The organism is Gelidimonas diazotrophica (assembly GCF_055694025.1).
The window spans coordinates 304,073-326,689 of sequence record NZ_CM146349.1 but is presented as its reverse complement, the minus strand read 5'-3'; the positions used below and the strand labels follow the sequence as shown (position 1 = coordinate 326,689).

The 22,617-nt window shown below is 49.0% G+C and carries 20 protein-coding genes and 1 pseudogene; 2 read left to right on the top strand and 19 right to left on the bottom strand.

Features of this window, described 5'->3' with window-relative positions:
- Positions 1-46: 46 nt before the first annotated feature.
- Together KGFNPO_RS01575 and KGFNPO_RS01570 are read left to right on the top strand one after the other, a co-directional pair.
- Complete coding sequence (locus tag KGFNPO_RS01575; protein ID WP_472632783.1) at positions 47-1,246, top strand: M20 aminoacylase family protein; 1,200 nt, start codon at positions 47-49, stop codon at positions 1,244-1,246.
- A 332-nt stretch (positions 1,247-1,578) separates the two neighbouring features.
- On the top strand, positions 1,579-2,133 hold the full coding sequence (locus tag KGFNPO_RS01570; RefSeq protein ID WP_472632782.1) for an acyloxyacyl hydrolase: 555 nt from the start codon (positions 1,579-1,581) through the stop codon (positions 2,131-2,133).
- A gap of 104 nt (positions 2,134-2,237) precedes the next feature.
- Here KGFNPO_RS01570 and waaA read toward each other — a convergent pair whose 3' ends face one another.
- The 19 genes and pseudogenes from waaA to KGFNPO_RS01475 form a co-directional block, all read right to left on the bottom strand.
- Entirely contained in the window at positions 2,238-3,542 is a 1,305-nt protein-coding gene (gene waaA / locus KGFNPO_RS01565; protein WP_472632781.1) for a lipid IV(A) 3-deoxy-D-manno-octulosonic acid transferase, read from the bottom strand.
- Between the two features lie 5 nt (positions 3,543-3,547).
- Positions 3,548-4,531, bottom strand: a complete 984-nt coding sequence (gene waaC, locus KGFNPO_RS01560; RefSeq protein ID WP_472632780.1) for a lipopolysaccharide heptosyltransferase I — start codon at positions 4,529-4,531, stop codon at positions 3,548-3,550.
- Between the two features lie 163 nt (positions 4,532-4,694).
- On the bottom strand, positions 4,695-5,198 hold the full coding sequence (locus tag KGFNPO_RS01555; protein ID WP_472632779.1) for an REP-associated tyrosine transposase: 504 nt from the start codon (positions 5,196-5,198) through the stop codon (positions 4,695-4,697).
- A gap of 118 nt (positions 5,199-5,316) precedes the next feature.
- Positions 5,317-6,693 (bottom strand): phosphomannomutase/phosphoglucomutase, encoded by a 1,377-nt coding sequence (locus tag KGFNPO_RS01550; RefSeq protein WP_472632778.1) that lies wholly within the window; start codon positions 6,691-6,693, stop codon positions 5,317-5,319.
- Between the two features lie 13 nt (positions 6,694-6,706).
- Entirely contained in the window at positions 6,707-7,027 is a 321-nt protein-coding gene (locus KGFNPO_RS01545) for an H-NS histone family protein (protein WP_472632777.1), read from the bottom strand.
- 1,185 nt (positions 7,028-8,212) lie between these two features.
- Positions 8,213-10,192, bottom strand: coding sequence for a polysaccharide biosynthesis protein (locus KGFNPO_RS01540; RefSeq protein WP_472634540.1), 1,980 nt, complete (start codon positions 10,190-10,192; stop codon positions 8,213-8,215).
- Between the two features lie 315 nt (positions 10,193-10,507).
- Positions 10,508-10,963, bottom strand: coding sequence for a DUF29 domain-containing protein (locus KGFNPO_RS01535; protein ID WP_472632776.1), 456 nt, complete (start codon positions 10,961-10,963; stop codon positions 10,508-10,510).
- A gap of 201 nt (positions 10,964-11,164) precedes the next feature.
- Positions 11,165-11,446, bottom strand: coding sequence for a type II toxin-antitoxin system RelE family toxin (locus tag KGFNPO_RS01530; RefSeq protein WP_472632775.1), 282 nt, complete (start codon positions 11,444-11,446; stop codon positions 11,165-11,167).
- The gene (locus KGFNPO_RS01525; protein ID WP_472632774.1) at positions 11,436-11,684 is read right to left on the bottom strand and encodes a type II toxin-antitoxin system Phd/YefM family antitoxin; all 249 of its coding nucleotides are present in this window, start codon (positions 11,682-11,684) and stop codon (positions 11,436-11,438) included. The genes KGFNPO_RS01530 and KGFNPO_RS01525 overlap by 11 nt, the downstream gene beginning before the upstream one ends.
- A 290-nt stretch (positions 11,685-11,974) precedes the next feature.
- Positions 11,975-12,535 (bottom strand): sugar transferase, encoded by a 561-nt coding sequence (locus KGFNPO_RS01520; protein WP_472632773.1) that lies wholly within the window; start codon positions 12,533-12,535, stop codon positions 11,975-11,977.
- Positions 12,536-12,651: 116 nt separating this feature from the next.
- Positions 12,652-13,827, bottom strand: coding sequence for a Fic family protein (locus KGFNPO_RS01515; protein WP_472632772.1), 1,176 nt, complete (start codon positions 13,825-13,827; stop codon positions 12,652-12,654).
- 115 nt (positions 13,828-13,942) lie between these two features.
- Positions 13,943-14,245: pseudogene (locus tag KGFNPO_RS01510) on the bottom strand (sugar transferase); the annotation flags it as partial.
- Complete coding sequence (locus KGFNPO_RS01505) at positions 14,229-15,185, bottom strand: NAD-dependent epimerase/dehydratase family protein (protein WP_472632771.1); 957 nt, start codon at positions 15,183-15,185, stop codon at positions 14,229-14,231. The gene KGFNPO_RS01505 and the pseudogene KGFNPO_RS01510, both read right to left, overlap by 17 nt.
- Positions 15,178-16,380, bottom strand: coding sequence for a glycosyltransferase (locus tag KGFNPO_RS01500; protein ID WP_472632770.1), 1,203 nt, complete (start codon positions 16,378-16,380; stop codon positions 15,178-15,180). The genes KGFNPO_RS01505 and KGFNPO_RS01500 overlap by 8 nt, the downstream gene beginning before the upstream one ends.
- The gene (locus KGFNPO_RS01495) at positions 16,377-17,201 is read right to left on the bottom strand and encodes a hypothetical protein (protein ID WP_472632769.1); all 825 of its coding nucleotides are present in this window, start codon (positions 17,199-17,201) and stop codon (positions 16,377-16,379) included. Before KGFNPO_RS01495 ends, KGFNPO_RS01500 begins: the two co-directional genes overlap by 4 nt.
- 35 nt (positions 17,202-17,236) lie before the next feature.
- Positions 17,237-18,700, bottom strand: a complete 1,464-nt coding sequence (locus tag KGFNPO_RS01490) for a mannose-1-phosphate guanylyltransferase/mannose-6-phosphate isomerase (protein WP_472632768.1) — start codon at positions 18,698-18,700, stop codon at positions 17,237-17,239.
- A gap of 275 nt (positions 18,701-18,975) precedes the next feature.
- On the bottom strand, positions 18,976-20,259 hold the full coding sequence (locus KGFNPO_RS01485; RefSeq protein WP_472632767.1) for a hypothetical protein: 1,284 nt from the start codon (positions 20,257-20,259) through the stop codon (positions 18,976-18,978).
- Complete coding sequence (locus tag KGFNPO_RS01480) at positions 20,259-21,200, bottom strand: glycosyltransferase (protein WP_472634539.1); 942 nt, start codon at positions 21,198-21,200, stop codon at positions 20,259-20,261. The genes KGFNPO_RS01485 and KGFNPO_RS01480 overlap by 1 nt, the downstream gene beginning before the upstream one ends.
- Positions 21,201-21,415: 215 nt before the next feature.
- Positions 21,416-22,612, bottom strand: a complete 1,197-nt coding sequence (locus KGFNPO_RS01475) for an O-antigen translocase (RefSeq protein ID WP_472632766.1) — start codon at positions 22,610-22,612, stop codon at positions 21,416-21,418.
- Positions 22,613-22,617 lie beyond the last annotated feature (5 nt).

The window sequence follows — 22,617 nt, the reverse complement described above, 5'->3', positions numbered from 1 at the left end:
TTCGTATTGCCAGCCTTGCCGGCAACAAAAGAATGTGGAGAACACCATGCAATTACTTGATCCGATCCTGCAGTTCCAGGCCGAGCTGCAGCAGATCCGGCGCGACATCCACGCCCACCCCGAACTCTGCTATGAAGAGCAGCGCACCGCCGATGTGGTGGCGGCCAAACTCACCGAATGGGGCATTCCGATCCTGCGCGGCATGGGCGGCACCGGCGTGGTCGGCATCATCCGGAACGGCAGCAGCAAACGCGCAATCGGCTTGCGGGCCGACATGGATGCGCTGCCAATGCAGGAAATCAATACCTTCCCACACGCGTCCCGCCATGACGGCAAGATGCACGCCTGCGGCCATGACGGCCATACCGCGATGCTGCTGGGAGCCGCTTATTATTTGTCACAACATCGGGATTTCGACGGCACCGTTTACCTGATTTTTCAGCCGGCCGAGGAAGGCGGCGGCGGCGCGCGCCAGATGATGGACGACGGTTTGTTTACAGAATGTCCGATGGATGCGGTGTACGGCATGCACAACTGGCCCGGCATTGCAGTCGGCAGTTTCGGCGTCACGCCGGGGCCGATGATGGCGTCCAGCAATGAGTTCGAAGTGATCGTCAGCGGCAAAGGCGGCCATGCGGCGCAACCGCACAAAGGCATCGATCCGGTCATGGTGGCGGTGCAGATTGCGCAAAGCTGGCAAACCATCATCAGCCGCAACAAGAATCCGAACGATGCTGCTGTGCTGTCGATTACGCAAATCCACGCCGGCAGCGCCACCAACGTGATTCCGGATGACGCCGCGTTGATCGGCACCGTGCGCACCTTCAACATCGAAGTGCTGGACCTGATCGAGCAACGCATGCGCGAGATTGCCCAGCACACCGCCAGCGCCTTCGACGCCGAGATAAAGTTCGAATTCAAGCGCAATTACCCGCCGCTGATCAACCACCCGCAGCAAACCGCCGACGCGGTGGCCGTGATGCAATCCATCGTGGGCGCGCAGCGGGTCAACGCGCAGGTCGAACCGACCATGGGCGCCGAAGATTTCGCCTTCATGCTGCAGGAAAAGCCGGGCTGCTATGTGTTCATCGGCAATGGCGACGGCGATCACCGCAGCAGCGGACACGGGCTGGGGCCGTGCAATCTGCACAACCCGAGCTACGACTTCAACGATGCGCTGCTGCCAATCGGCGCCACGTATTGGGTCAGGCTGGCGCAAGCATTACTTGCCCGGAAGGATTTTTAGGCGTAAAGTTATACTAACTACGGTATATTTTACATCGCTTTGTTTATATGCGATAACGTACCATAAAATCAATATACCCCGTCATTTTTAATATTGTATTGCATGGAATATAGAAGAACGGGCAAGCTTTTGTAGGAGCGGACCCGGCCGCGAACAGTCCTGCAAGGACTGATAACGCAACCGAATAGCAAAATAGAAAACGGCCAATCGCGGCCGGCTCCGCTGCTACAAAAACATGATTGCAGCGAAGCTGTAGCCTTGATAACAGTGGCACAATGTTGCACCGACTAACCCAGTAACGAAACGCTTTTTATTGACAATAGAAAGTTGCCATGACTCCATATCTGAAGCAAATCGCCATCAAGATTCTGTGCGCAAACATCGCAATCATCGGCATACAGACCAGCAGTTATGCGGTTGATTCCGCCTCCATCGAGGCAGCCACCGGCAACAAGACGCAGATGATTCGTCTCGGCGCCCAATGGAACTGGGCTAATACATGGTGGCAATCGAACAATACCCATCTCGGCGGCTATTGGGATTTGACACTGGCGCAATGGCGCGGCACGCGATATCAGAACCGGCCGGATGCCACGCAAAATATTACCGACATCGGCATTACGCCGGTGTTTCGCTTCCAGCGCGATAGCAAAACCGGTCCTTATGCAGAAGCAGGCATTGGCGCCCACCTGCTCTCCCATGTATATGACAATAATGGCCGCACTTTCTCGACCGCCTTCCAGTTCGGAGATCACATAGGAATAGGCTATGTATTTGCCAACAAGCTCGATCTCGGCCTGAAAATCCAGCATTTCTCCAACGGCGGGATCAAGCAGCCGAACGGCGGCGTAAGTTTTGCCGTTCTAAGCGCAAAAATGATGTTTTGATGGGGTGCGTAGGATGGGTGAAACCCATCACTTTTCCATTGCTATCAACGCAAATGATGGGTTTCACCCATCCTACGATGCTGACTTCGACTTGTCCTGCGGTATTAATCCGGAATCAGCGCCTGCAGCAAAACCAAGGTGCGCTTGGTGGCGCCGCGATGGCGCTGCGCAAAGGCGTGTGCGGCGCATCCGGCAGACTCCCGCTGCCCAGTTTCGGACAATAAAACCGCTGCCTCGCGCAGCAATGCGGCAGCGTCGGCAACGCGCCGTGCGGCACCGGCGGCGATTGCTTCTTCGGTCACTGCGGCAAAATTGAAAGTATGCGGCCCGGTCAGCACCGGCTTGCCCAGCGCACAGGCTTCGATCAGATTTTGCCCGCCCAGCGGCAGCAAGCTACCGCCGATGAAGGCGACATCGCAAGCCGCGTAATAGGCAAACATCTCTCCCATCGAATCGCCCAGCAACACCTGCACAGTCGGCGCTATCGGCTCTCCCGCCATTGCAGCGTCGAGCGACGAGCGGCGCTGCAGGATCAGGCCGCGCGCCTTGACCAGCTGTTCCACCGCATCGAAACGCTGCGGGTGGCGCGGCACCAGCAGCAGCAACATCGGACCCGCGCCTGCAGCTTGCAGCGCGTCGAGGATCAATGCTTCTTCCCCTTCGCGCGTGCTGGCGCACAGCAGCACCGGACGCGCACCAATCCGGCCGCGCAAAGCTTCCCCCAGCGCCAGCGCCGCGGCCGGCGGCAACACATCGAATTTGATACTGCCGGTAACCTGCACGTCGTGCGCGCCGATTTGCTGCAGGCGCGCCGCATCTGCCGGCGTTTGCGCGGCCACGCACGACAAGCCCTGCGCCGCCTCGCGCATCAAGCCGGAAAAGCGCTGGGCCCGGCGCAATGAACGCGCCGACAACCGGGCATTGAGCAGCGCCACCGGCACCCGCTGCGCCACACATGCTGCAATCAGATTCGGCCAGACCTCGGTTTCCATCAACATGCAAATCTGCGGCGAAAAATGGTGCAGGAAGCGCGCTGCCATCCAGCCGGTATCGTAGGGCAAGTAGCTCTGCAGCACACGCGGCGCATGTTTGGCAAACAGCGCGTGGCCGGTAGCGCGCCCGGTGGGCGTCATGTGGGTGAGCAGAATCGTGTGTTCGGGATAAGTGGTGAGCAACGCTTCGATCAGCGGCTCGGCGGCGCGTGTCTCGCCGACCGACACTGCGTGCAGCCACAGAATCTTGCGGCCGTGTAGGTTTAACGCCGCACCGTTATACCAGCCAAACCGTTCCGCCAAATGCTGCCGATAGCCGGCTTCCTTGCGACCGCGCCACCATAGCCGCGCCAGCACACCAGGCATGGCAAGCCACCACGCCAGCGAATATAAGCGTCGCGCCAGAGTCGACCTCATCGACCTCATGCGCCCAGCAATTGCGTCACGGCCGCCTCGACCTCGGCCACCGCAGGCGGAGTGCCGCGGTCGCCCAGATTGATGATATTCGGCGACCAGTTACCCTCGGTCTTCCAGCGCGGCGAATCGCAGTACAACTCGATGGTCGGACGCTCGAATGCGGCGGCGATATGGGTCAAGCCGGTATCGACGCCGACCACCAGCGCCGCGCGTTGCGCCAATACCACCGCCTCCATCATCGACAGCTTGGGCAACACTTGCGCATTCGGGATATTTTCAGCCAGAGTATCGGCGGCGCGCTTCTCGTCAGCGCTGCCCCACGGCAGCAGAATCGGCAAGCCGCGCTGCCCCAAGCTATGGGCCAGTTGTACCCAGTGGGCCGGCGCCCACTGCTTGGCAGCGCGTGCAGTCGCATGGAAGAAAACCGCATACGGAATTGGCGGCAGCCAGGTTGGCTGCGGCTGCAACTCCGGTGCCTGCAAGTTAAAATCGGCCGGACTGTCCACCGAGGTGTCGAACGCCGCCGCCGTCACCAGCCGCGAGCGCGCCACCGCATGGGTAAAACGACCGACCGCCACGCTATCGGAGTGAAATATGCGGGAAAGACCTTCGTAGCCGGAGCCCTCGGTTCCGTTGGCCAGGCCGAAGCGCTTGCCGCCAGAATTCAGGCGCGCCATACGCATCACCACCCCAGTCTTGAGCAAGCCCTGGGTATCGAACACAAAGTCATACGATTCGCGGCGCAAGGTGCGATAAAAAGCCGCGATTTCGGCCCGCGTCTGCGGTGCAGACAAACTCTTGCGCCAGCGCCGCAATGCGAACGGGATTACATTGCGCACGCCGCGATTCAGGCGCACCAGGCTGGCGTACCCTTCTTCAACCACCCAATCGATTTTCGCAGCGGGATATTGACGCAAAATATCCGCCACCATCGGCATGTTATGCACCACATCACCGAGGGAAGAGACCCGGACTATCAGAATATTCAATGCAAATCCAATTTAATCAAAAGCCTGGTAGGAGCGCACCCGGGCGCGAAAGCAGTCGCCAGACTGCAGCCGTCTGTCGCAAGCGGCTCGCCTGCATCAAATACGGCCCATCTATTATCGACTTGCGCACTTCATCGCACACCTGTCGCGCCCAGGTGCGCTCCTACAAAAACACTGCGTTCCAAAATGGGTAGTGTGCCACCGACTTTACCAATCCGGCGCGCAATGGATTAGCGACGATATAACGTGCGACCGACGCCAAATCCTCATCACTGCGCAGCGCGTGGTCGTGGTATGCCCGCGCCCATACCGCACCGGTTCGATTTAACACTTGATTAACATTACGGGCACTTGTCGCTTTAAGACGACTGACAAGGGTATCAAGTGTAATTTTTTCACCCAATCGAATCAACCAATGCACATGATCCGGCATCAGTACCCACGCCAGCATTTGCGCATCTCCTAATGTGGCGCGGCTTTCAAAACAACGGGCAGCGGCGCAGCCCATCCTAAAATCAGCAAATAATCTGGATCGGCTAATCGTTGTCGTTGAGACATGATATATCTGGCCTGTCAGTAACACTCTGCCGTGCCGTAAGGCTGTATGTCCTTCGCCAGCGTACTTTCTAGTCGTGATTATTTCCGGCTGATCAGATGTTTGCGTCATGGCGAGCACTTCGGTGGATCACGATCTGGTCGCGCTCGGGTGCGCTCCTACAAAGAACCGGGTACTTGTAGGAGCGCACCCGGGCGCGACATTACCGGTCACTAACCCATGCAACCCATTAAAACGGCAACACCGCATCCGCTTTCGCCACCAGAATCACGCGTTTGAAATCGGCTTGAATCCGTTCCAGCGCCGTTTGCGATTCCGCTTCGAAGCGCATCACCACTACCGGCGTGGTATTGGACGCGCGTGCCAGGCCGAAACCGTCCGCATATTCAACCCGCAAGCCGTCGATCGTAATGATCTGTTCTGCATCCGGAAAGCGCGCATCGCGCTGCAAGCTGTCGATCAGACTGAAATTCTCGCCTTCTGTCAGCTCCAGTTGCAACTCCGGCGTACTGATCGATTGCGGCAAGGCGTTCAGTACCGCAGAAGGGTCAATCACCCGCGTGAGCAATTCCAGCATGCGCGCACCGGCGTACATGCCGTCGTCAAAACCGTACCAGCGATCCTTGAAGAACAGATGGCCGCTCATTTCACCGCCCAGCGGCGCGCCAGTCTCGCGCATCTTGGCCTTGACCAGCGAATGCCCGGTCTTCCACATCAGCGCAATGCCGCCATGCTCCTTGACCCACGGTGCAATATGGCGGGTGCATTTGACGTCGTACAAAATCTCGCGCCCCGGGTTGCGCGTTAGCACATCGGCGGCAAACAGCATCAATTGACGATCCGGATAAATGATCTGGCCATCCTTGGTTACCACCCCCAAACGGTCGCCGTCGCCATCGAAAGCCAGGCCGATTTCGGCATCGGTTTCCCGCAAGCATTTAATCAAATCCTGCAGATTTTCAGGATGCGCCGGGTCGGGATGATGATTCGGGAAATTGCCATCGACTTCGCAAAACAGTTCGATCACCTCGCAACCCATGGCGCGGTATAAATCCCCGGCGAATGCGCCGGCCACGCCATTGCCGCAATCGATCGCAATCTTGATCGGTCGCGCTGGTTTCACGTCGCCCACGATGCGCTGCAAATACGCGTCCCGGATATCGTGGGTGCCGTAGCCGCCGGCTCCATGCGTGAAATTGTCATCCACAATGGCTTGATGCAGCGCCAAAATAGCTTCGCCGTAAATCGCTTCGCCAGTCAGCACCATCTTGAAGCCGTTGTAATCAGGTGGATTATGGCTGCCGGTGACCATCACGCCGGATTGCGCATCCAGCACATGGGTGCCGAAATACAGCATGGGCGTTGCGACCACGCCGAGATCAATCACATCCACGCCGGACGCTTGCAGACCGGCGGCCAGTGCTGCTGCCAGTTCCGGCCCCGACAGCCGGCCATCACGACCGATAATCACGGTGCGCTCGCCCCTGGCCCGCGCCGCAGAACCGAAAGCATGGCCGATCTGGTGTGCAATACCGGCATCCAGCGTCTTGCCGACGATGCCACGAATGTCGTAGGCTTTGAAAATGGTCTTTGAGAGTGGCAGCATATTCAACTAATCCTTATACCTTCAACGCATCCAACGATTGGCCCGATGCAAGCCACTCATGCACCCACTTCGGCTGACGTCCTCGGCCGGTCCATTGCAAGGAAGCATCGGCAGGATGCCGATAACGGACCGCAACCTTCGTCACTGAAGCAGTCTTGGCTACGCGCACCTGAGCGCCCATCAATTCCTTGAGTGGAATGCCCACGCCTTGCGCAATCGCCATGATTTGTTCGCGTGCCTTTGCGCGTTCGACCTGCTCGCGATCCTTCAACGCCTTGGCGATCTGATCTTGCAGCGCATGCAATTCAGCTATTGACAGCTTTGATAAATCCATTATGTCTCCTTGAAAAATACTGCAACCACATTCACAACTGTGTTCCACCAATCCCATTCATCTGGGTTCAGACGATATGGACAATTATTCTCTATGAGCAATTCTCAATCGTGTATTTTGCTTCGATTTTCGCACCATCAATTGCGATCAAACACAAATACCATCGACAAAAATAACCCACACATCAAGCTGCCAACCAATACCATTGTCGCGGGTGTAGATGATCCGGCGGACAAGGTAGGGCCGGCAATAAAACGAAATTTTTCGAAATACCCGCTGATCGCAATCTGGTTATCCATCGTGATGGTGTTGTAAATTTCTTTACGATTTCATCATCCAGATTCTTAAATAAGCAGATAAACCGTTTAATCGATTTTACAATTTCTGCACACGAAACAAAGATTTTACGCAAATAATGAATACCATTGGCCAAATCCAGTTTTTTGTCCTGTACATATTTGGCAAACCGTTGACCGATTATATATACTGCAAAAAATCCCTTGTGGTCCGGCAGAGAAATTTTAATCACATTTAAATCGTAAGTTCCGGGCACTAAATGAATCTTTCTGTATGACATTTTATTTTTACAATAATTAAAGCTATAGCCAATTGGATAGCCGACACCATTTCACTTGGCAATGTTCCGATTGTATATTTAAAAACCCTTCGCCACAGATTAAATATTTCGAAAGACGAATAGTTATAACTATATTTATTTATCGCTTATTTATCGCTTATTTATTTGTGCGTGGAAGATAAAATTGATTCAGCAAGAAACCTTGCGTGCGCGATCTGTCTGACGATTTGTCTGAATATATCGCGGCATAAGCCGCTTATAGATTCCCGAGTATGCGGGAGTGAAGGCGGTATTTATTACGTTGCCAACTGGATCATCCAAGCTTGACCACTATTGCGATCAACCACACCCTTACAAAAAACCACATTGCGCTCTTGTATGCTGATGATGCCCTACGCTATACGACTTACTGTCTTCCGATAGATCCGCTGTGCGGCGCACACTGTGACAAGTAAAAAATATCGGCGATTATCCACATTGGGATGCCATTTTCTTGTAGGTGCGAATTTATTCGCATCAATTCGCATGGAATCGTTAAAAGTGCGAATAAATTCGCACCTACGCCGCTGTTGTTTCAACGTGAAAAGGCCTGATTTTGAACAGAATATCTACAAAGCCACAATCCTATCTTGATGCAACATCGCAGCCACAGGCACTGTCGTTGACTTATTCTTCTCGCGCCATACCAGATCCTCGATCCCGCACTGCGGCGCATATTCACCCACTGCGCGCTGCAATACCGCCCTGAGCTCTTCAAAATCAAAGCGCTCGCAGGCATTTCCCAACTCCTGCAACAGGCCCTGCAGCTCTGGCCAGAGAATTTCTGCTTCTTGCGCACGCATGATCAGTGGGTGATCGGTGCCTTCGACGTTATCGCCGATCAGTAATTCTTCATACAATTTTTCGCCTGGGCGCAGGCCGACGTGAAGCAGCTCGATCGTACCTTCGGGTGTCGCTTCGCTCTTGACCTCCAGCCCGCTCAAACGCACCATCTGCTTGGCCAGATCCATGATCTTGACCGGCTCTCCCATATCCAGCACAAAGACATCGCCGCCCTCGCCCATCGAACCGGCCTGCAACACCAGTTGCGCCGCTTCCGGAATCGTCATGAAATAGCGCGTAATCTCCGGATGCGTCAGCGTAATCGGGCCGCCCGCCATGATCTGCTTGCGAAACAGCGGCACCACCGAGCCCGACGAGCCCAACACATTGCCAAAGCGCACCATACAAAAACGCGTATGCGCTTGTCCGTGGAGCAGCTTCGCACATTGCTGCCGGGCAAACGCCTGCAAAATCAGTTCCGACAGGCGTTTGGTGGCACCCATCACATTGGTCGGGCGCACCGCCTTATCGGTTGAAATCAGCACAAAATTCTTCACCCCGACGACCATCGCCGCTTGCGCAATGCTGAGCGTGCCAAAGACGTTATTGCGAATACCCTCGATCGGATTATGTTCGACCAGCGGCACATGCTTGTAAGCGGCCGCATGATAAACCGTCTCCACTGCAAAAGTGCGCATGATGCGCTGGCACTTCTCACTCTCCAGCACCGAGCCGAGAAAAGGCATCAACTCCACCGCACTGCCCAGCATCTTTTGCAACAAACGCAACTCTTGCTCGATGGAATACAGCGCGAACTCCGACATCTCCAGCAAAATCAGCCTGGCAGGCTGGTGGCGCAGTATCTGCCGGCACAACTCCGACCCGATTGAACCACCGGCACCGCTCACCATTACCGACTTGCCAGTGATGCACGCTGTAATCAGCCGCGGATTCGGCTCGACCTGGTCGCGCCCGAGCAAATCCTCGATCTCGATCTCGCGCACATCCTGCAGGCGCAACACACCCTTGCCATTGAGCATGTCCCGAAGCGGCGGCGTCACCTTGATCTTCACCTTCAGCGGCGCCAGCCGTTCGAGAATACGCTTCAGCTGCACCCCTTTCAGCGACGGCATCGCCAGCAGAACCTCCTTGATTTCCCGATCAATACACAACTGCGGCAAAGCATCGAACGCATACACTTTGATACCGGCTATCATTGCGCCCCGCAGCTCTTTATTGTCATCAATAAAAGCCACGGGCCGGTAATCGCTTGTATGCTTCAAGGCATTGGCCAGTTGATTGCCAGTGCCTCCCGCACCATAAATCGCCACCTGAGTGCCGCCGGAAATACCGCTGGCATGCACAAAATAACTGCGCGCCGCAAACCGGCTGGCAGCCACATACAGGATCGCACTCACCCAGTAAATACCGAATACGCCGCGCGACAACCCCATCATATGGGTTGCAAATGCCGCCAAAGACAGCAGCACCACCACCGAAAGCGTTACCCCAATCACCACCACATACACAATCTTGTGATCGATAAATCGAATAACCGCACGATACAAGCCCAGCTTGATGAAAATCGGAATAGAAACCAGCGGCGCAGCAAGAATGAGCCAAACGTACGGCTGCAGAGATGCAATATTGAAACCGTCATAACGCAGCCAGACTGCCACGCAAAACGTCAGCGGCAAACAAAACAGATCCACCATCGCAGCGATGATCTGTTTATGAAAACGGGAAGAATCCATTAATGACTTCAACATTGATGACCAATCCAAATAATATGCACACCGTAAAAGCGCCCCTTCGACAAACCCATTAGAGCCTTCAGAAGCGACGAACATTAACTCCCCTGTAGGAGCGTACCCGGGCGATGGAGGTGGGAGAGTTGAGGCTGGTCGCGCCCGGGTGCGTTCCTACAAAATCAAGAGCATCAATACGTCATCCCATCCCGCGTAGGAATGTGAGGCCGGGCCCCAGCTTCCTGCTAGCTTGTTTTTCATGCAAGACTTAGCCTCCCATTTTTTGCAACCTCTTCTTTTCAGCGTCCCTCTTTGTCTGCCATCCCCAAGCAGTCAAGGGCGCGAAGGGTTGCTCTGATCGGGTAGAAAATGGTGATCCATAACCTGCTCTTGAGACCACGAACAAACATCCGGGAAATCCGTGTACGCCATACCTGTTTCCGTCGATGCTGCATTAACTGCATCATCCCAAGCATCTGCCCACCAATCAGCATCAGACAAAGACGCCTTTAGGCTGGGCGTACGGATACGGCGCTCGATACTATTTCGTTGCGTATGGATCGTTGCCTCCCAACTTGAACCGCGATGATCTGGCTGGAATTCCCATTTGAGCAAATGAGCGAGTAGAACAGCCATCCGACTCGCCAATTCGCGCTGTTCGCTTTTGCCCACGTCCTCGATCTCCTCTGCAATATGCTCAATATCCAAATCAGTAAGCTGGCCTGAACGCAATAACTGGGCTTGCTCATGAGCCCAAGCGACAACATCTTTGTCATAAGTTGCACTCATGAAACCATCCTTTAAAATTCAGTCTTAGGAAGCATAAACTGTGACTGTGCCCAACCCATCGCGTCCTAAAGGCATTCCTATAAAATCAACCTCAATGCGTAACACCATCCCGCCGCACCATCTTCAAAAAGGTCAAAAGTTTGCATCGGCACCGCCTGCGGCCGGGACAGGAAAAATAATGCACAAGGAAGAATTATTTTCTTATCGTTTTGCAGCAGCCTTATACACCGCATTGCGTTCTCGCTTGCCGATGGCGATAACTACAACAATAAGCTCACCATCGCGCACTTCATAAACCAGGCGATAACCGACATCTCTAAGCTTAATTTTGTATCTGTCTTTGTGACCGGAGAGCTTTGAGGTAGGAACGCGCGGATTTAACAGTCGTTCTTCCAGTTTTTTCTTAAACTGGTTAACCACGTTATTATCGAGTTTGCCCCACTCCTTCAAAGCTTCCTCTTTGAAGGCAAGGCTATAGATCATTCAGGCTAACCTTGGTTTCAGACTGTCCCGAACGGGCATCCGCAAGTGCATTTAGTTCCATATCTTCCAGCTTGTCCAATAGCGCCTCATAGGCTTTCGCAGGTATGCAGTAGAAAGCTGGTTCGTTACGATTAAGTATTGCTACCGGAAAGCCATCTCCAGCGGCAACAGTGCCCATAGGGTTCTTCTTCAATTCAGAAACGCTGGCTGTCGTTTCTGCCAATATTAAATGTGCCATCTCTTTCTCCTGTTCGTTTAATAGCACCAATATTAGCACTCAAATAAGGTCTTTTCAATCGGCTATCCGATTAAAGCCGCCATTGCACTCAATCACACTTCGCTCCACTAAGAACGCGCATTCCAGGCCACCATTTCGATCAACCGCACCTTGTAGACACCAAACATCCTATAAATCAGCATACAAGGAGCGCACCCGGGCGCGAAGCAGTCGCCAGACTGCAGCCGTTGATCGCGCCCAGGTGCGCTCCTACAAAAAACAACGCGCCCAACGTCAACACAAAACCATCCTCAATGCGTAACCCCATCCCGCCGCACCACCTTCAAAAAGGTCAAAAATATGATCTTCAAATCCAGCCAAAACGATTGGCGGCGCACATAATCGACATCCAGCTTGACCTTATCCGGAATAGGCAACTCATCCCGACCATTAATCTGCGCCCAGCCGGTCAACCCCGGCAACACCTTATCAACGCCATATTGCGTACGCAATGCCACCAAATCATCCTGATTAAACAAAGCCGGTCTCGGGCCAACAAAGCTCATATCGCCCTTGAAAATACTCCAAAGCTGCGGCAATTCATCCAGGCTCGATTTACGCAAAAAAGAACCCACAGGCGTCAAAAACTGTTTCGGGTCCGATAAAAGATGCGTAGCCACAGCCGGCGTATCGACCCGCATGGTCCGAAATTTCGGCATTTTGAAAATCTTGTTAAGCCGCCCGACGCGATCGGACCAATAGACGATAGGACCAGCAGAGGTCAATTTAACGAGTACCGCCACCAAACAAAGTGGTATCAATAAAATCAGCAATGCGAATAAAGCCAAACCAAAATCAAATAATCTTTTCATACCCAGGCCGATCAACGATGTGCAAGAAAATGTGCAACGGTTTTATCAAACGATTTTTGCATTAAGTTTTTTCGTAACTAGTCAGCCTGCTATGGAGTGCCCATGCACCAGCTCTCTCAGCCTCCATCTCCAATTCCGTCGCTTACATCGGAGGGTGCGCCATGCTCGAATAAGTTCAAGTATCCGGAAAACCTGAAAAGTTTATTCCGTTTTTGACCTGTAGTTTCAATTACACATCCGTCTTTAACAAAGCTTTGAAGTGTATTTGCCGCTGTTACATAGGAGCAACCAAGAAGCCTCTCTGCTGTACGGATATCCATAATTGGATGCGCGAACAAATGGTCGATCAGGGCAAGTTCGTTCTTCCCAAAAGCACGAGCACTAGTCATTACGTTCTCACGAAACGCGACAATGCGTTGCGCCGTCAAAGACGCCTCACGACTTACTTGAGCGATTCCTTCAAGAAAGAACTTTATCCATCCCTCCCAATCGCCTTTTTGTCGAACGGCCATAAGGCGGTCGTAATAATCGAGTCTGTTTTGCTTTAGAAAAAGACTTATATAAAGCAACGGTTGCTTAAGTACGCCACGCTCATGAAGCAATAGCGAGACCAGTAGTCGTCCAACCCGACCATTTCCATCTAAAAATGGATGGATAGTCTCGAATTGCGCATGCATTATCGCGCACTGAATGGTAATTGGCAGGTAGTGGCGCTCGTGAATGAATGCCTCAAGATTGGATAGCGCCTCATTCATATCCGGCACAGGTGGCGGGACGAAAGACGCCGTGGTGAGTGTGCAGCCCTGCGGCCCAATCCAGTTTTGAGTGCGCCGGAACTCGCCAGGGTCTTTATGTTCGCCTCGCACTCCATGCAGCAGATGTCCGTGAATTTCACGAATCAACCGCAACGATAGCGGTAGCGTCTCAAGGCGCTCGATTCCATAATTCATGGCATTCACATAGTTGACAACCTCGCCAATATCTTTTGTGCGCACCCCTTCCTGGTCAGCTTCCTGCTGTAATACATCATCCAGCGTGCATTGAATTCCTTCAATCTGCGAGCTAAGAACGGCTTCCTTTTTGACATACATAGCAACAAATAGATCGGGGTTCGGAAGCAGAGACGAAATCCCTGACAGCCGCCCAAGAGCCAAATCAGCTTCAGACAACAAGCGGATCATGTCAGCGTCAAATGATATCGGTGGATTTGGCGGAAGTGGGGCCGGCACATAGGCCAAGTATCCAGTTCTTTGTAAAAACGTTTTACCTGCTCTTGAGTTAATAGCTTGCATAACACGAAGCCTTTAAATTCATCGCTGTTTTATAATTTAAACTTTTTTTAAAATAACACGGATTATTGCCTCCGCTTATTTTAAAAAATTGGTTACTGCTCAACCGGATATGAACGCCCTTGAAAATACTCCAAAGCTGCGGCAATTCATCCAGACTCGATTTACGCAAAAGAGAACCCACGGGCGTCAAAAACTGCTTCGGGTCCGATAAAAGATGCGTAGCCACGGCCTGCGTATCGACCCGCATGGTCCGAAATTTCGGCATTTTGAAAATCTTGTTAAGCCGCCCGACGCGATCGGACCAATAGACGATAGGACCAGCAGAGGTCAATTTAACGAGTACCGCCACCAAACCAAGTGGTATCAATAAAATCAGCAATGCGAATAAGGCCAAACCAAAATCAAATAATCTTTTCATTCAAATACCCTTTGGCTGCAAGACGCAATCCGTCATCCACACGCACTGGCGGCACCCAGCCCAGCATACTTTGCGCTTTAGAAATATCCACTTGAAGTGAACCACAAAGTTGTTGATACATGCTTTGCTTACCCAACAAAGAAGCACCCAATTTAAGGACTTGGATTGGCAATGGAAATAATCTTTCTGGCTTACCCATACCCTTACTCAATAGACGAATCAGTTGTGGCGTAGAAACACTTTCACCATCAGCCACCAAGAAAGTGTGATTCGCAGCCTGTGGGTGCTCAATGCAAACCTTAATGAAATCCACCAAATTGTCGAGTGCCAGCATTGAACGCTGATTTCTCACCAAACCCAAGGGGAATAACCAACCTTTATGAACCAATTTAAGTAAACGGCCAAAATTACCAGGAGCATTACTACCATAAACCAAGGTCGGACGAATGATGACAAACTTCATTCCGGTCTCAGCACAGATTAATTTTAAGCCTTCTTCTGCTTCCAACTTCGACAATGCGTAATCGGCATGCGGCTGCGGAAATGACAATTCAGAAAAGGGTGTACCAAAGGTTTCAGCACCATTGACACCAATCGAGCTTATGAACACAAAGCGCTTTACACCAGCATCCGCAGCTTGACGAGCAAAATTCAAAGCGCCGTCAACATTTACCCGTCGAAATTCTGTGAATGAGCCTGTAGCAGATCCATTCACAATGTGAGCCCGAGCAGCTGCATGAATGATGGTATCAATCCCAGAGAGGCAATCCGACCAATCCATCAATCCATCGATATTTGAAATCGACCTCATACATGCACCTTCGAGCTCGAAAGGTCTTCTGACAGCACACGTCAAGGAGGCACCTTGCTGGACTAGGTTGGCAGCAAGTGCCCGCCCGACAAATCCGTTTGCCCCAGTGAGTAAAATAGATTTATCCATTTAAATTAGAGAATATTATTGAATTAATATATTCTTTATATGGTTTTAAACAAACATCAGATGAGAACCGATTAACAATAAGTTCTCTAGCATTTTTAACAATATCCGCGCTAAGATTAGGGTTAGTATATAAGTCAAGCAAGCACGCCGCTATCTCAGCAGAAGTATTTCCCACAAGATAGTGTACGTTATTCGACCCGCCAATTGGAGCACTACAAATATCTGTAACAACAGCAGGTACACCCAGCGCCATATATTCCAAAACTTTTGTTTGAATCCCCGCACCAATTCTTAATGGAGCTATTGCCGCAAAACAATTTTTAATTTCTTCTGCAATGGAACTCACCTCCCCAAGAACATCTACACCTTCGTACAGTGAGAATTTCTTCAAAATTCTACGTGGACCTCTTCCAATAATTACAAAACGCAAATTAGGTATGTTTTTTTTAAGCAATGGAAAAATATCATCAATAAAGAATTGGCAAGCATCTATGTTCGGTAAGTAGCCCATCGATCCGACAAAACCGACATTAGGTTTTGAACACAAAGATACTTGCTTATATTTTTTAAGATCAAGGCCAACGGTTGCCAGCTCAATCCGATTAAAAAAATCCATTTGTAAGTTATTGTAAAAATACCTCAAGTCAACTGGTGAAACTACATAGCTCTTATCAAAATTCTCAATTGTCATCAACTCAAACGCTTTAACGCGCTTTGATTCAATCCGATAAATAATACGCATCAATATATTTTTATGTACATCAGCTGTTCTAGAGTAATTTAAAGAGATTGCATCTGTAAGCTCAGCAATTCTAGCTATAGTTTTAATTTTTGGAATAAATTGCGTACAGCGGATCATATGCCCAATCACTATGCTATAGGAAGGCAACAAAGTTTCAACCTGTCTCGACATTGCAGACGAAGCATATAGTCTAACTTGAAAAGGTAATTTGCTCGGAATAGCACAAATCAATCGAAATAATGCAGAGAACAAATTAAACTTTACAAAAAAAACATTTCTAAAAGGAATCGTATCAAGCGATTTAGAATCAATAATTTTTTTTGAAAAGCAAATTAAATCAACATCTGCAAAAATAGAAAGCTCTTTCGCCAACTCAACAATTCTCAAATCACCACCGCGCATTACTGGGAGCGGGAAACGAGTTGAAATTATTAATATTTTAGGTTTGCTCATACGCATAATTTTTCTTTAAATCTAAATATAATTTTTTTATAATTTACAAATAAACGATCAAAAAACATTAGCATTAAAACCTGAATCTTAAATTTCTTAATGTCATTAATAAAAATACATTTACATCCAACACCATTTAAACGAGATGGTAGATAATGTTCGAAATATATACAAATGCATTTCCTGAAATATGTGCCACTATCTAACGGCCGCCAAGGAACAGACTTATACCAACCAGATAAAAAATGTTTCGGATTAAGCCAATTCTTGATTGTATTTTTATATTCAATTGCCAGTTTATCCCAAAAAAACTTAAAACCGACTGAGTTACATATTTCCACATCATAAAATTTTACTTTTATTAAGTCTTTTTTCTCACCACATATTGCAAAACAAAATGTTGGCATATAGAAATATTTTTCTTTATCCACGGCATAAGGACTGACGGTGCATTGCTTTAGTCCAATGATACTAAACGAATTTTGATTAATGCAACCAATTGCATATGATAAAAATATTGATATAAGTGAAATATGCGATTCAAATAACGTATCATTAATAAAAATAATTTTAATTTTTACATTTTCAGAACATGAAAAATTTTTAATAATTTTAGCTAACCCATATTGGTAACCAGAAAACTCATACGCCTCATTAATTTCTTGATTGCCATTTATTTTTTTTGACGTATCAACGTAAACCACATCAGAATTATCACAATTAATATTTTTAAGAAAAGTTTGAATTTTAGATTTATGCCTCCACTCACCATGAGATAAGGCAACTAAATATGTTTTAATTAATAAATTTTTAATCTTCACGATGTATCTTAAAATTTTAATTTTAACAATTACAATTATTTAGTAGTGCGACCATACATATCTTCCAATCGAACAATATCATCTTCTCCCAAATAACTTCCTGACTGAACTTCAATCATTTCCAATGGAATGACTCCAGGATTTACAAGACGGTGTGTCGCACCAAGAGGGATGTATGTCGATTGATTTTCGCCTAGTAAAATCGTCTCGTCATTCCGCGTGATTCTTGCAGTACCACTCACAACAATCCAATGCTCAGCCCGGTGATGATGCATTTGAAGACTAAGGCTGGCACCAGGATTTACAACAATACGCTTAACTTTGAATCTATTTCCGCTATCTACACTATCGTACCAACCCCAAGGTCGATAAACTTTTCGATGGGCTACACACTCATCGCGATTGACATTACTTAACTTATCAATTATTTTCTTTATTTCTTGCACCTTGCTTTGATCCGCTACTAAGATTGCATCAGGTGTTTCGATAACTACAATATTTTCTAACCCTAGACAAACCACAAGACGCGATTCCGCTATAGCAAGACAGTTTTTACTTTGCTCATACAATACATCCCCCAAGACGGCGTTCCCACTAGTGTCTTTAGGAGCTATTTTCCACACTGAATTCCAGGCACCGACGTCTGACCATCCGGCATCTAAAGCGATAACGCGACCGCGCACATCAAAGCCATGCGTTGATGACAAATTTTCCATGACTGCATAATCAATAGAGTCTGCAGGGCAAGCCAAAAAAGCTTCACGTCCTGCACGAATGAAATCTTCATCGTGTGTAGCTTCGATATAAGACTTTTGACATGCTTGATCAATAGCGGAATTAAAGTGCGCGATGGCTTTCAACCACACACTTGAGCGCATTAAAAAAATCCCACTATTCCAAAGATAATTACCCATCTCTACATATCTTTGCGCAGTCTCGCGGTCAGGTTTTTCAACGAAGGCGGCAATGGCTACTGTGTCCGTAGCCGAGGGTGTAGATTGGGCGCAAATATAACCGTAGCCAGTTTCAGGCCCCGTAGGCGTAATTCCAAAAGTTATAATTACATCTTCTTCGTATGCTGCACGCAAGCTTGCCCCAACTGCATCCTTAAAGGCATTCAGATTCGTAATAATGTGGTCAGCAGGCATTACTAACAAAACTGGATCATCATTACTATTTTGTTGGGCCGCTAACGCCGCCAAGGTCAGTGCAGGCGCAGTATTACGTCCGGCAGGTTCCAATATTAGTTGCGGCTTCGAAATTCCCACTGCATGGATTTGTTCTGCTGTAATAAAACGGTGTTCTTCATTAACTACGACAATAGGGGACAGCACAGACTCCAAAATTGGATTGCAAAATCCCTGTAAGCGTAAAATAGTTGCTTGCAGCATAGTCTGTTCTTGAAACAATCCTAAAAACTGCTTTGGGTAATTACTGCGGGACAATGGCCATAGACGCGTCCCAGATCCACCCGACAATATAACTGGCTGTAAAAGCATAAGTAGATTACCAATATAAGAAATTAAATATGAAAGAAATTTCTTTCATTAATGTAATTCAAATTTCATGACGGAATAACATATTTTTTTAACAAGAAAATGTAATCATAGATTTGGCTAGTATAGTTGATCTAGAAAATCATTTTCAGGTATTCGTCATTGTCGACATCCACCATCATCTTGAATTTTGCGTTAGATTCCAGCAAGAACCCTTCTAGGTTAGGTGCGTCTGAATAAATATACGGTTACCACAAATGCCATTGAAATATTTGTCATTATTTAATGACATTTACAACTGGTGGTCTACCAAAAATGGAAAGAGAACTAAGCAAATAAGCGCACGCAGCCAAAGGTGATACGACGAGAGCTATTTTAAGCAAGTATCCAAACACGAGTGATGGATCAATGAAAAAAAACCATGAGTAAACATTAATAATACAATACAGAAAAATAGAAAAAATACTTTTACCATTCCCGAATACATATCTACGACATATTCGAAAGGCTGCGCCGCAGAATGCTGAAAACACCACCGCAAATATGGGCCCCCAAAGAATCAAACCAAGAATGTTATGTCGTGCGTTGGGGCCATAACCTTCCCCTGAACCATAGTAGAACTCGGAAATTGCGTAACCCAGAATAAAACGTTCGCTTGTAGCGTTTCCTAGAAATGTATCTATGCTTGACTTGGTTCCGCCGAAAAAATAGTCGAAGAAGCCTATATTTGGAACAGTAGCTAAAAACGAATCGTTATAGCCCATGAAGAACGCGTCTCCAAACAATAAAAATCTTTCGAGAACGACTTGCAACGCTGACGTCTCTACATCCCATGTTGCAAGGACGACACTAGTAATTACTACAAGCAAGACAGGAAGCGCTATGAGCAGCGCCGACTCAACTCGTTTAGCCGATGTCACACCAGTAACTTGTGAGAATGTATGCAAAACAAAAAGTATATAGACAATGTCCGATTTACCTCCTTTAGTTGCAAAGAGGAAGAATGAAAGGCCCAAAAGAAAGTAATCAAACGCACTTTTTCTGCTTAAAAAATGGCGTTTCAAAAGCACGGATAGTGGCACACCGACCCATGTCGCATCAAGTATCCAAGTGAGCATGCCCAGTTCTTGGAATGTAATAAGGCGGGAAGTCGTCTGGAGCACAGGCAACCCAACATTCCAAAGGTATATGGAAGTTGATGCCAGGAATGTAGTGACTAATATGTAATGGAAGATAAGGTACCAAGAGCTCTCGGCAGTATCCGGGACTAGCCTTCGTAGCCGTAGGTGTTTCGCCCCCCCCCATAGAGTGGCCGCGATAAACGCTATTTCGGTGGTTAAAAACGATACAAGATAAACCGTTTCAATCTTTTCAAGATACACCAGAATCGCAATGACCGAGGTGGAAAAAGCAGATGCAACGATTCCGAGAAAAAGAGGGTCGGCCACTGAAGAAATACCAGATCGATATATCATAAAGTAGGCCAGAATCAGGACTGCACAAAAAAACAGCGACACCTCTATATGCTGTGACACTAGGTCAAGAAAATCCAATGGAATCACTAGTGGTTCTTCCCATCGACATGAGCCACTAAGCGAGCCGTATATTTAAGTGCTATGGCACCGGAACGGGCGATGGCGGTTTGCAGGAACGGGATCATTACTTTGATACCGGTGGCCAAGTGGAAATTCACGGCATTCCCTCGCAATGTCAGCCAAAGCGCGGTTCGTTTAAGCCCGCGGAAACTGTCAAGATTGTGCATTTCTATTCGCATAACTTCCAGTCCCACCTGGATCTGTTTTTCCTGTGTCCCAGTGCTCGATGCGCCATGGAGGCGGTACGCTGCAACCTTGCTAGCGGTAAAAGCGAGTGCATCGTTTGCGATGAGCTTTAGGTAATAATCACGATCTTCTATTCGAAAGGTCTCGTTGAAGTATCCGATTCTTTCTATTACTTCACGTTTCGCCAGAAATACCGTACCGGGAATACACCAGTTGAGTATAAGTTCGTATGGTCTGGTACGGCAATTCGAAAGCGCCCGCAAGCTAGCACGGAATTTATCTACCAAAACCGAGTTGTAGATTTTCTTGTCCGTTTCGTCGATGCCGATGGCGTCGGCGAAAACGGCCAATGCCTTTGGAGTATCCTTAAGAACAGCAAGCCGCGCCTCAATACCCCCTTTCAGTAGCATGTCATCACTCCCCAGCAACACGAAATATTCACCCGTAAACGATCGGAGTAAAGTATTCAGCGTTTTAGTAACGCCCTGGTTATCTTGGCGCATCAGAAGATAATGGCTTAGACGACGTTCATGGGTGCCGAACCACTCGTCCGCCAACTGATACGTCTCATCGGTTGAACCGTCATCAAGAACAATGATTTCTAAATTCTGGTAGCCATCGCACAAGATGCTATCAAGGCAGGAACGGATGTACCGTGCATGGTTATAGGCAGGGATTAAGACACTAATAAGTGGGTAGTCTGAAGCGAAGGTGGTCGGCATTTTCAAATCAACCTCTGTGTAGAATCGAGCGCATGGGAATTACTATTACGCAAAAGAGATTCTGGCGATGGTTAAACGCCGAGCTGCGTTCTCTTGCCCAATTCAGTTCTTGAGCGGCAATGCGCTGAACAATTTTAATGCCTTTAGCAATATTCATATTATGCAAATGCAGAACTTTTATACCCTAAAGCATAGCGTGCGGTATTGAATAATAATTATCGAGAAAAACGTTTTACATTTTTGTATATAAAAAGTAGATATAAAGAATAATTAAGTGTGTAGGCAATATTAGCCCCATGAACGCCGTATTCCGCCACAAAAAAATACGCGAGCAAGACAAAGCTGATAGAGAAAGTCATTTCGGTTCCCATAAACCATTTCGTCGCACCACGAGACAGCATTGGGTATGCATACAGCCAGGACAGAATTTTTACTACATCGCCCATCAGTTGAATCGCGAACAAATCCCGCGCTGGGCGGAACGCTTCGGTAAATATCAAGCTAATTGCTACATCGCGCAGTAGATAGACCACGATTGCCAATAACAGCACAATTGGCATCACTATCTTTGCGGTAGCTTTAATCTCCTTCAAAATCGCGTCTGTCCCTGCCAACGAAGCCAGTTTGGGCAAGAAGTAGGTGCTTAAGGCCATGGTGATCACACCAAGATAAACCTCGGATATCTTCCATACTGCTTGCCAGTGGCCGGCCTGCTCCAAACCGACCTGGTCGATCAAAATATTTCGCACCATCAGCAACGATACCGGCACGGTCAACGCAGTGGTCATGGCCATTGCGACGTAACCACCGATGCCGTTCAGCTGCGCTTTATCGGTTTTACCCCACCAATATTTCAGACGGAACCACGGCTGTCGCATTGATCCGACTAGCATCACCAAGCCAGAAATGCTCGAAAACAGCGCCGCAGCGATCATTGCACCGTTGAGGTTCTCCTCCATCACCAGCAACACCATTACTATGGTGGCGACAATAATCGATACCATTCCTAGCCCGATATAGCGGCGGTACTGATGCTGACCATTGATTACCGATGCGACCAAGGTGTTGGCTGCGGATAAGGGCAACGTTAGCGCAGTCATCACGACCAACCAGAAATAACCAACGTCGCCAAATACCCAGTGCGCCAAAGATTTGGCAAAAATACATGCGGCCGGAATGACTACAGCCAAGAGCACTACGATCCATTTGAGCGCAGCCTTCCACCATGGGGCACAACCATCCAATCCGGCGGCCTGGTATTCGGCGGTGTAACGCACTACGCCGCTGCCCGCCGGCGCGGCAACTATGCCATTGAGCGCACTGACCAGACTTTGAACTTGCCCCAGCATCGCGATTCCACTCGGGCCGGTATAAATGGCGACTACCTTGGCGATGACGAAGCCGCTTGCCATCCGCA

Coding starts and splice junctions, on each gene's coding strand:
- KGFNPO_RS01515 (WP_472632772.1), bottom strand. CDS start 13,827: ATGCAAGCTATTAACTCAAGAGCAGGTAAAACGTTTTTACAAAGAACT.
- KGFNPO_RS01500 (WP_472632770.1), bottom strand. CDS start 16,380: ATGAGCAAACCTAAAATATTAATAATTTCAACTCGTTTCCCGCTCCCA.
- KGFNPO_RS01570 (WP_472632782.1), top strand. CDS start 1,579: ATGACTCCATATCTGAAGCAAATCGCCATCAAGATTCTGTGCGCAAAC.
- KGFNPO_RS01535 (WP_472632776.1), bottom strand. CDS start 10,963: ATGAGTGCAACTTATGACAAAGATGTTGTCGCTTGGGCTCATGAGCAA.
- KGFNPO_RS01530 (WP_472632775.1), bottom strand. CDS start 11,446: ATGATCTATAGCCTTGCCTTCAAAGAGGAAGCTTTGAAGGAGTGGGGC.
- KGFNPO_RS01475 (WP_472632766.1), bottom strand. CDS start 22,612: ATGGCAAGCGGCTTCGTCATCGCCAAGGTAGTCGCCATTTATACCGGC.
- KGFNPO_RS01550 (WP_472632778.1), bottom strand. CDS start 6,693: ATGCTGCCACTCTCAAAGACCATTTTCAAAGCCTACGACATTCGTGGC.
- KGFNPO_RS01525 (WP_472632774.1), bottom strand. CDS start 11,684: ATGGCACATTTAATATTGGCAGAAACGACAGCCAGCGTTTCTGAATTG.
- KGFNPO_RS01505 (WP_472632771.1), bottom strand. CDS start 15,185: ATGGATAAATCTATTTTACTCACTGGGGCAAACGGATTTGTCGGGCGG.
- KGFNPO_RS01555 (WP_472632779.1), bottom strand. CDS start 5,198: ATGACGCAAACATCTGATCAGCCGGAAATAATCACGACTAGAAAGTAC.
- waaA (WP_472632781.1), bottom strand. CDS start 3,542: ATGAGGTCGACTCTGGCGCGACGCTTATATTCGCTGGCGTGGTGGCTT.
- KGFNPO_RS01520 (WP_472632773.1), bottom strand. CDS start 12,535: ATGAAAAGATTATTTGATTTTGGTTTGGCTTTATTCGCATTGCTGATT.
- KGFNPO_RS01575 (WP_472632783.1), top strand. CDS start 47: ATGCAATTACTTGATCCGATCCTGCAGTTCCAGGCCGAGCTGCAGCAG.
- KGFNPO_RS01490 (WP_472632768.1), bottom strand. CDS start 18,700: ATGCTTTTACAGCCAGTTATATTGTCGGGTGGATCTGGGACGCGTCTA.
- KGFNPO_RS01480 (WP_472634539.1), bottom strand. CDS start 21,200: ATGCCGACCACCTTCGCTTCAGACTACCCACTTATTAGTGTCTTAATC.
- KGFNPO_RS01545 (WP_472632777.1), bottom strand. CDS start 7,027: ATGGATTTATCAAAGCTGTCAATAGCTGAATTGCATGCGCTGCAAGAT.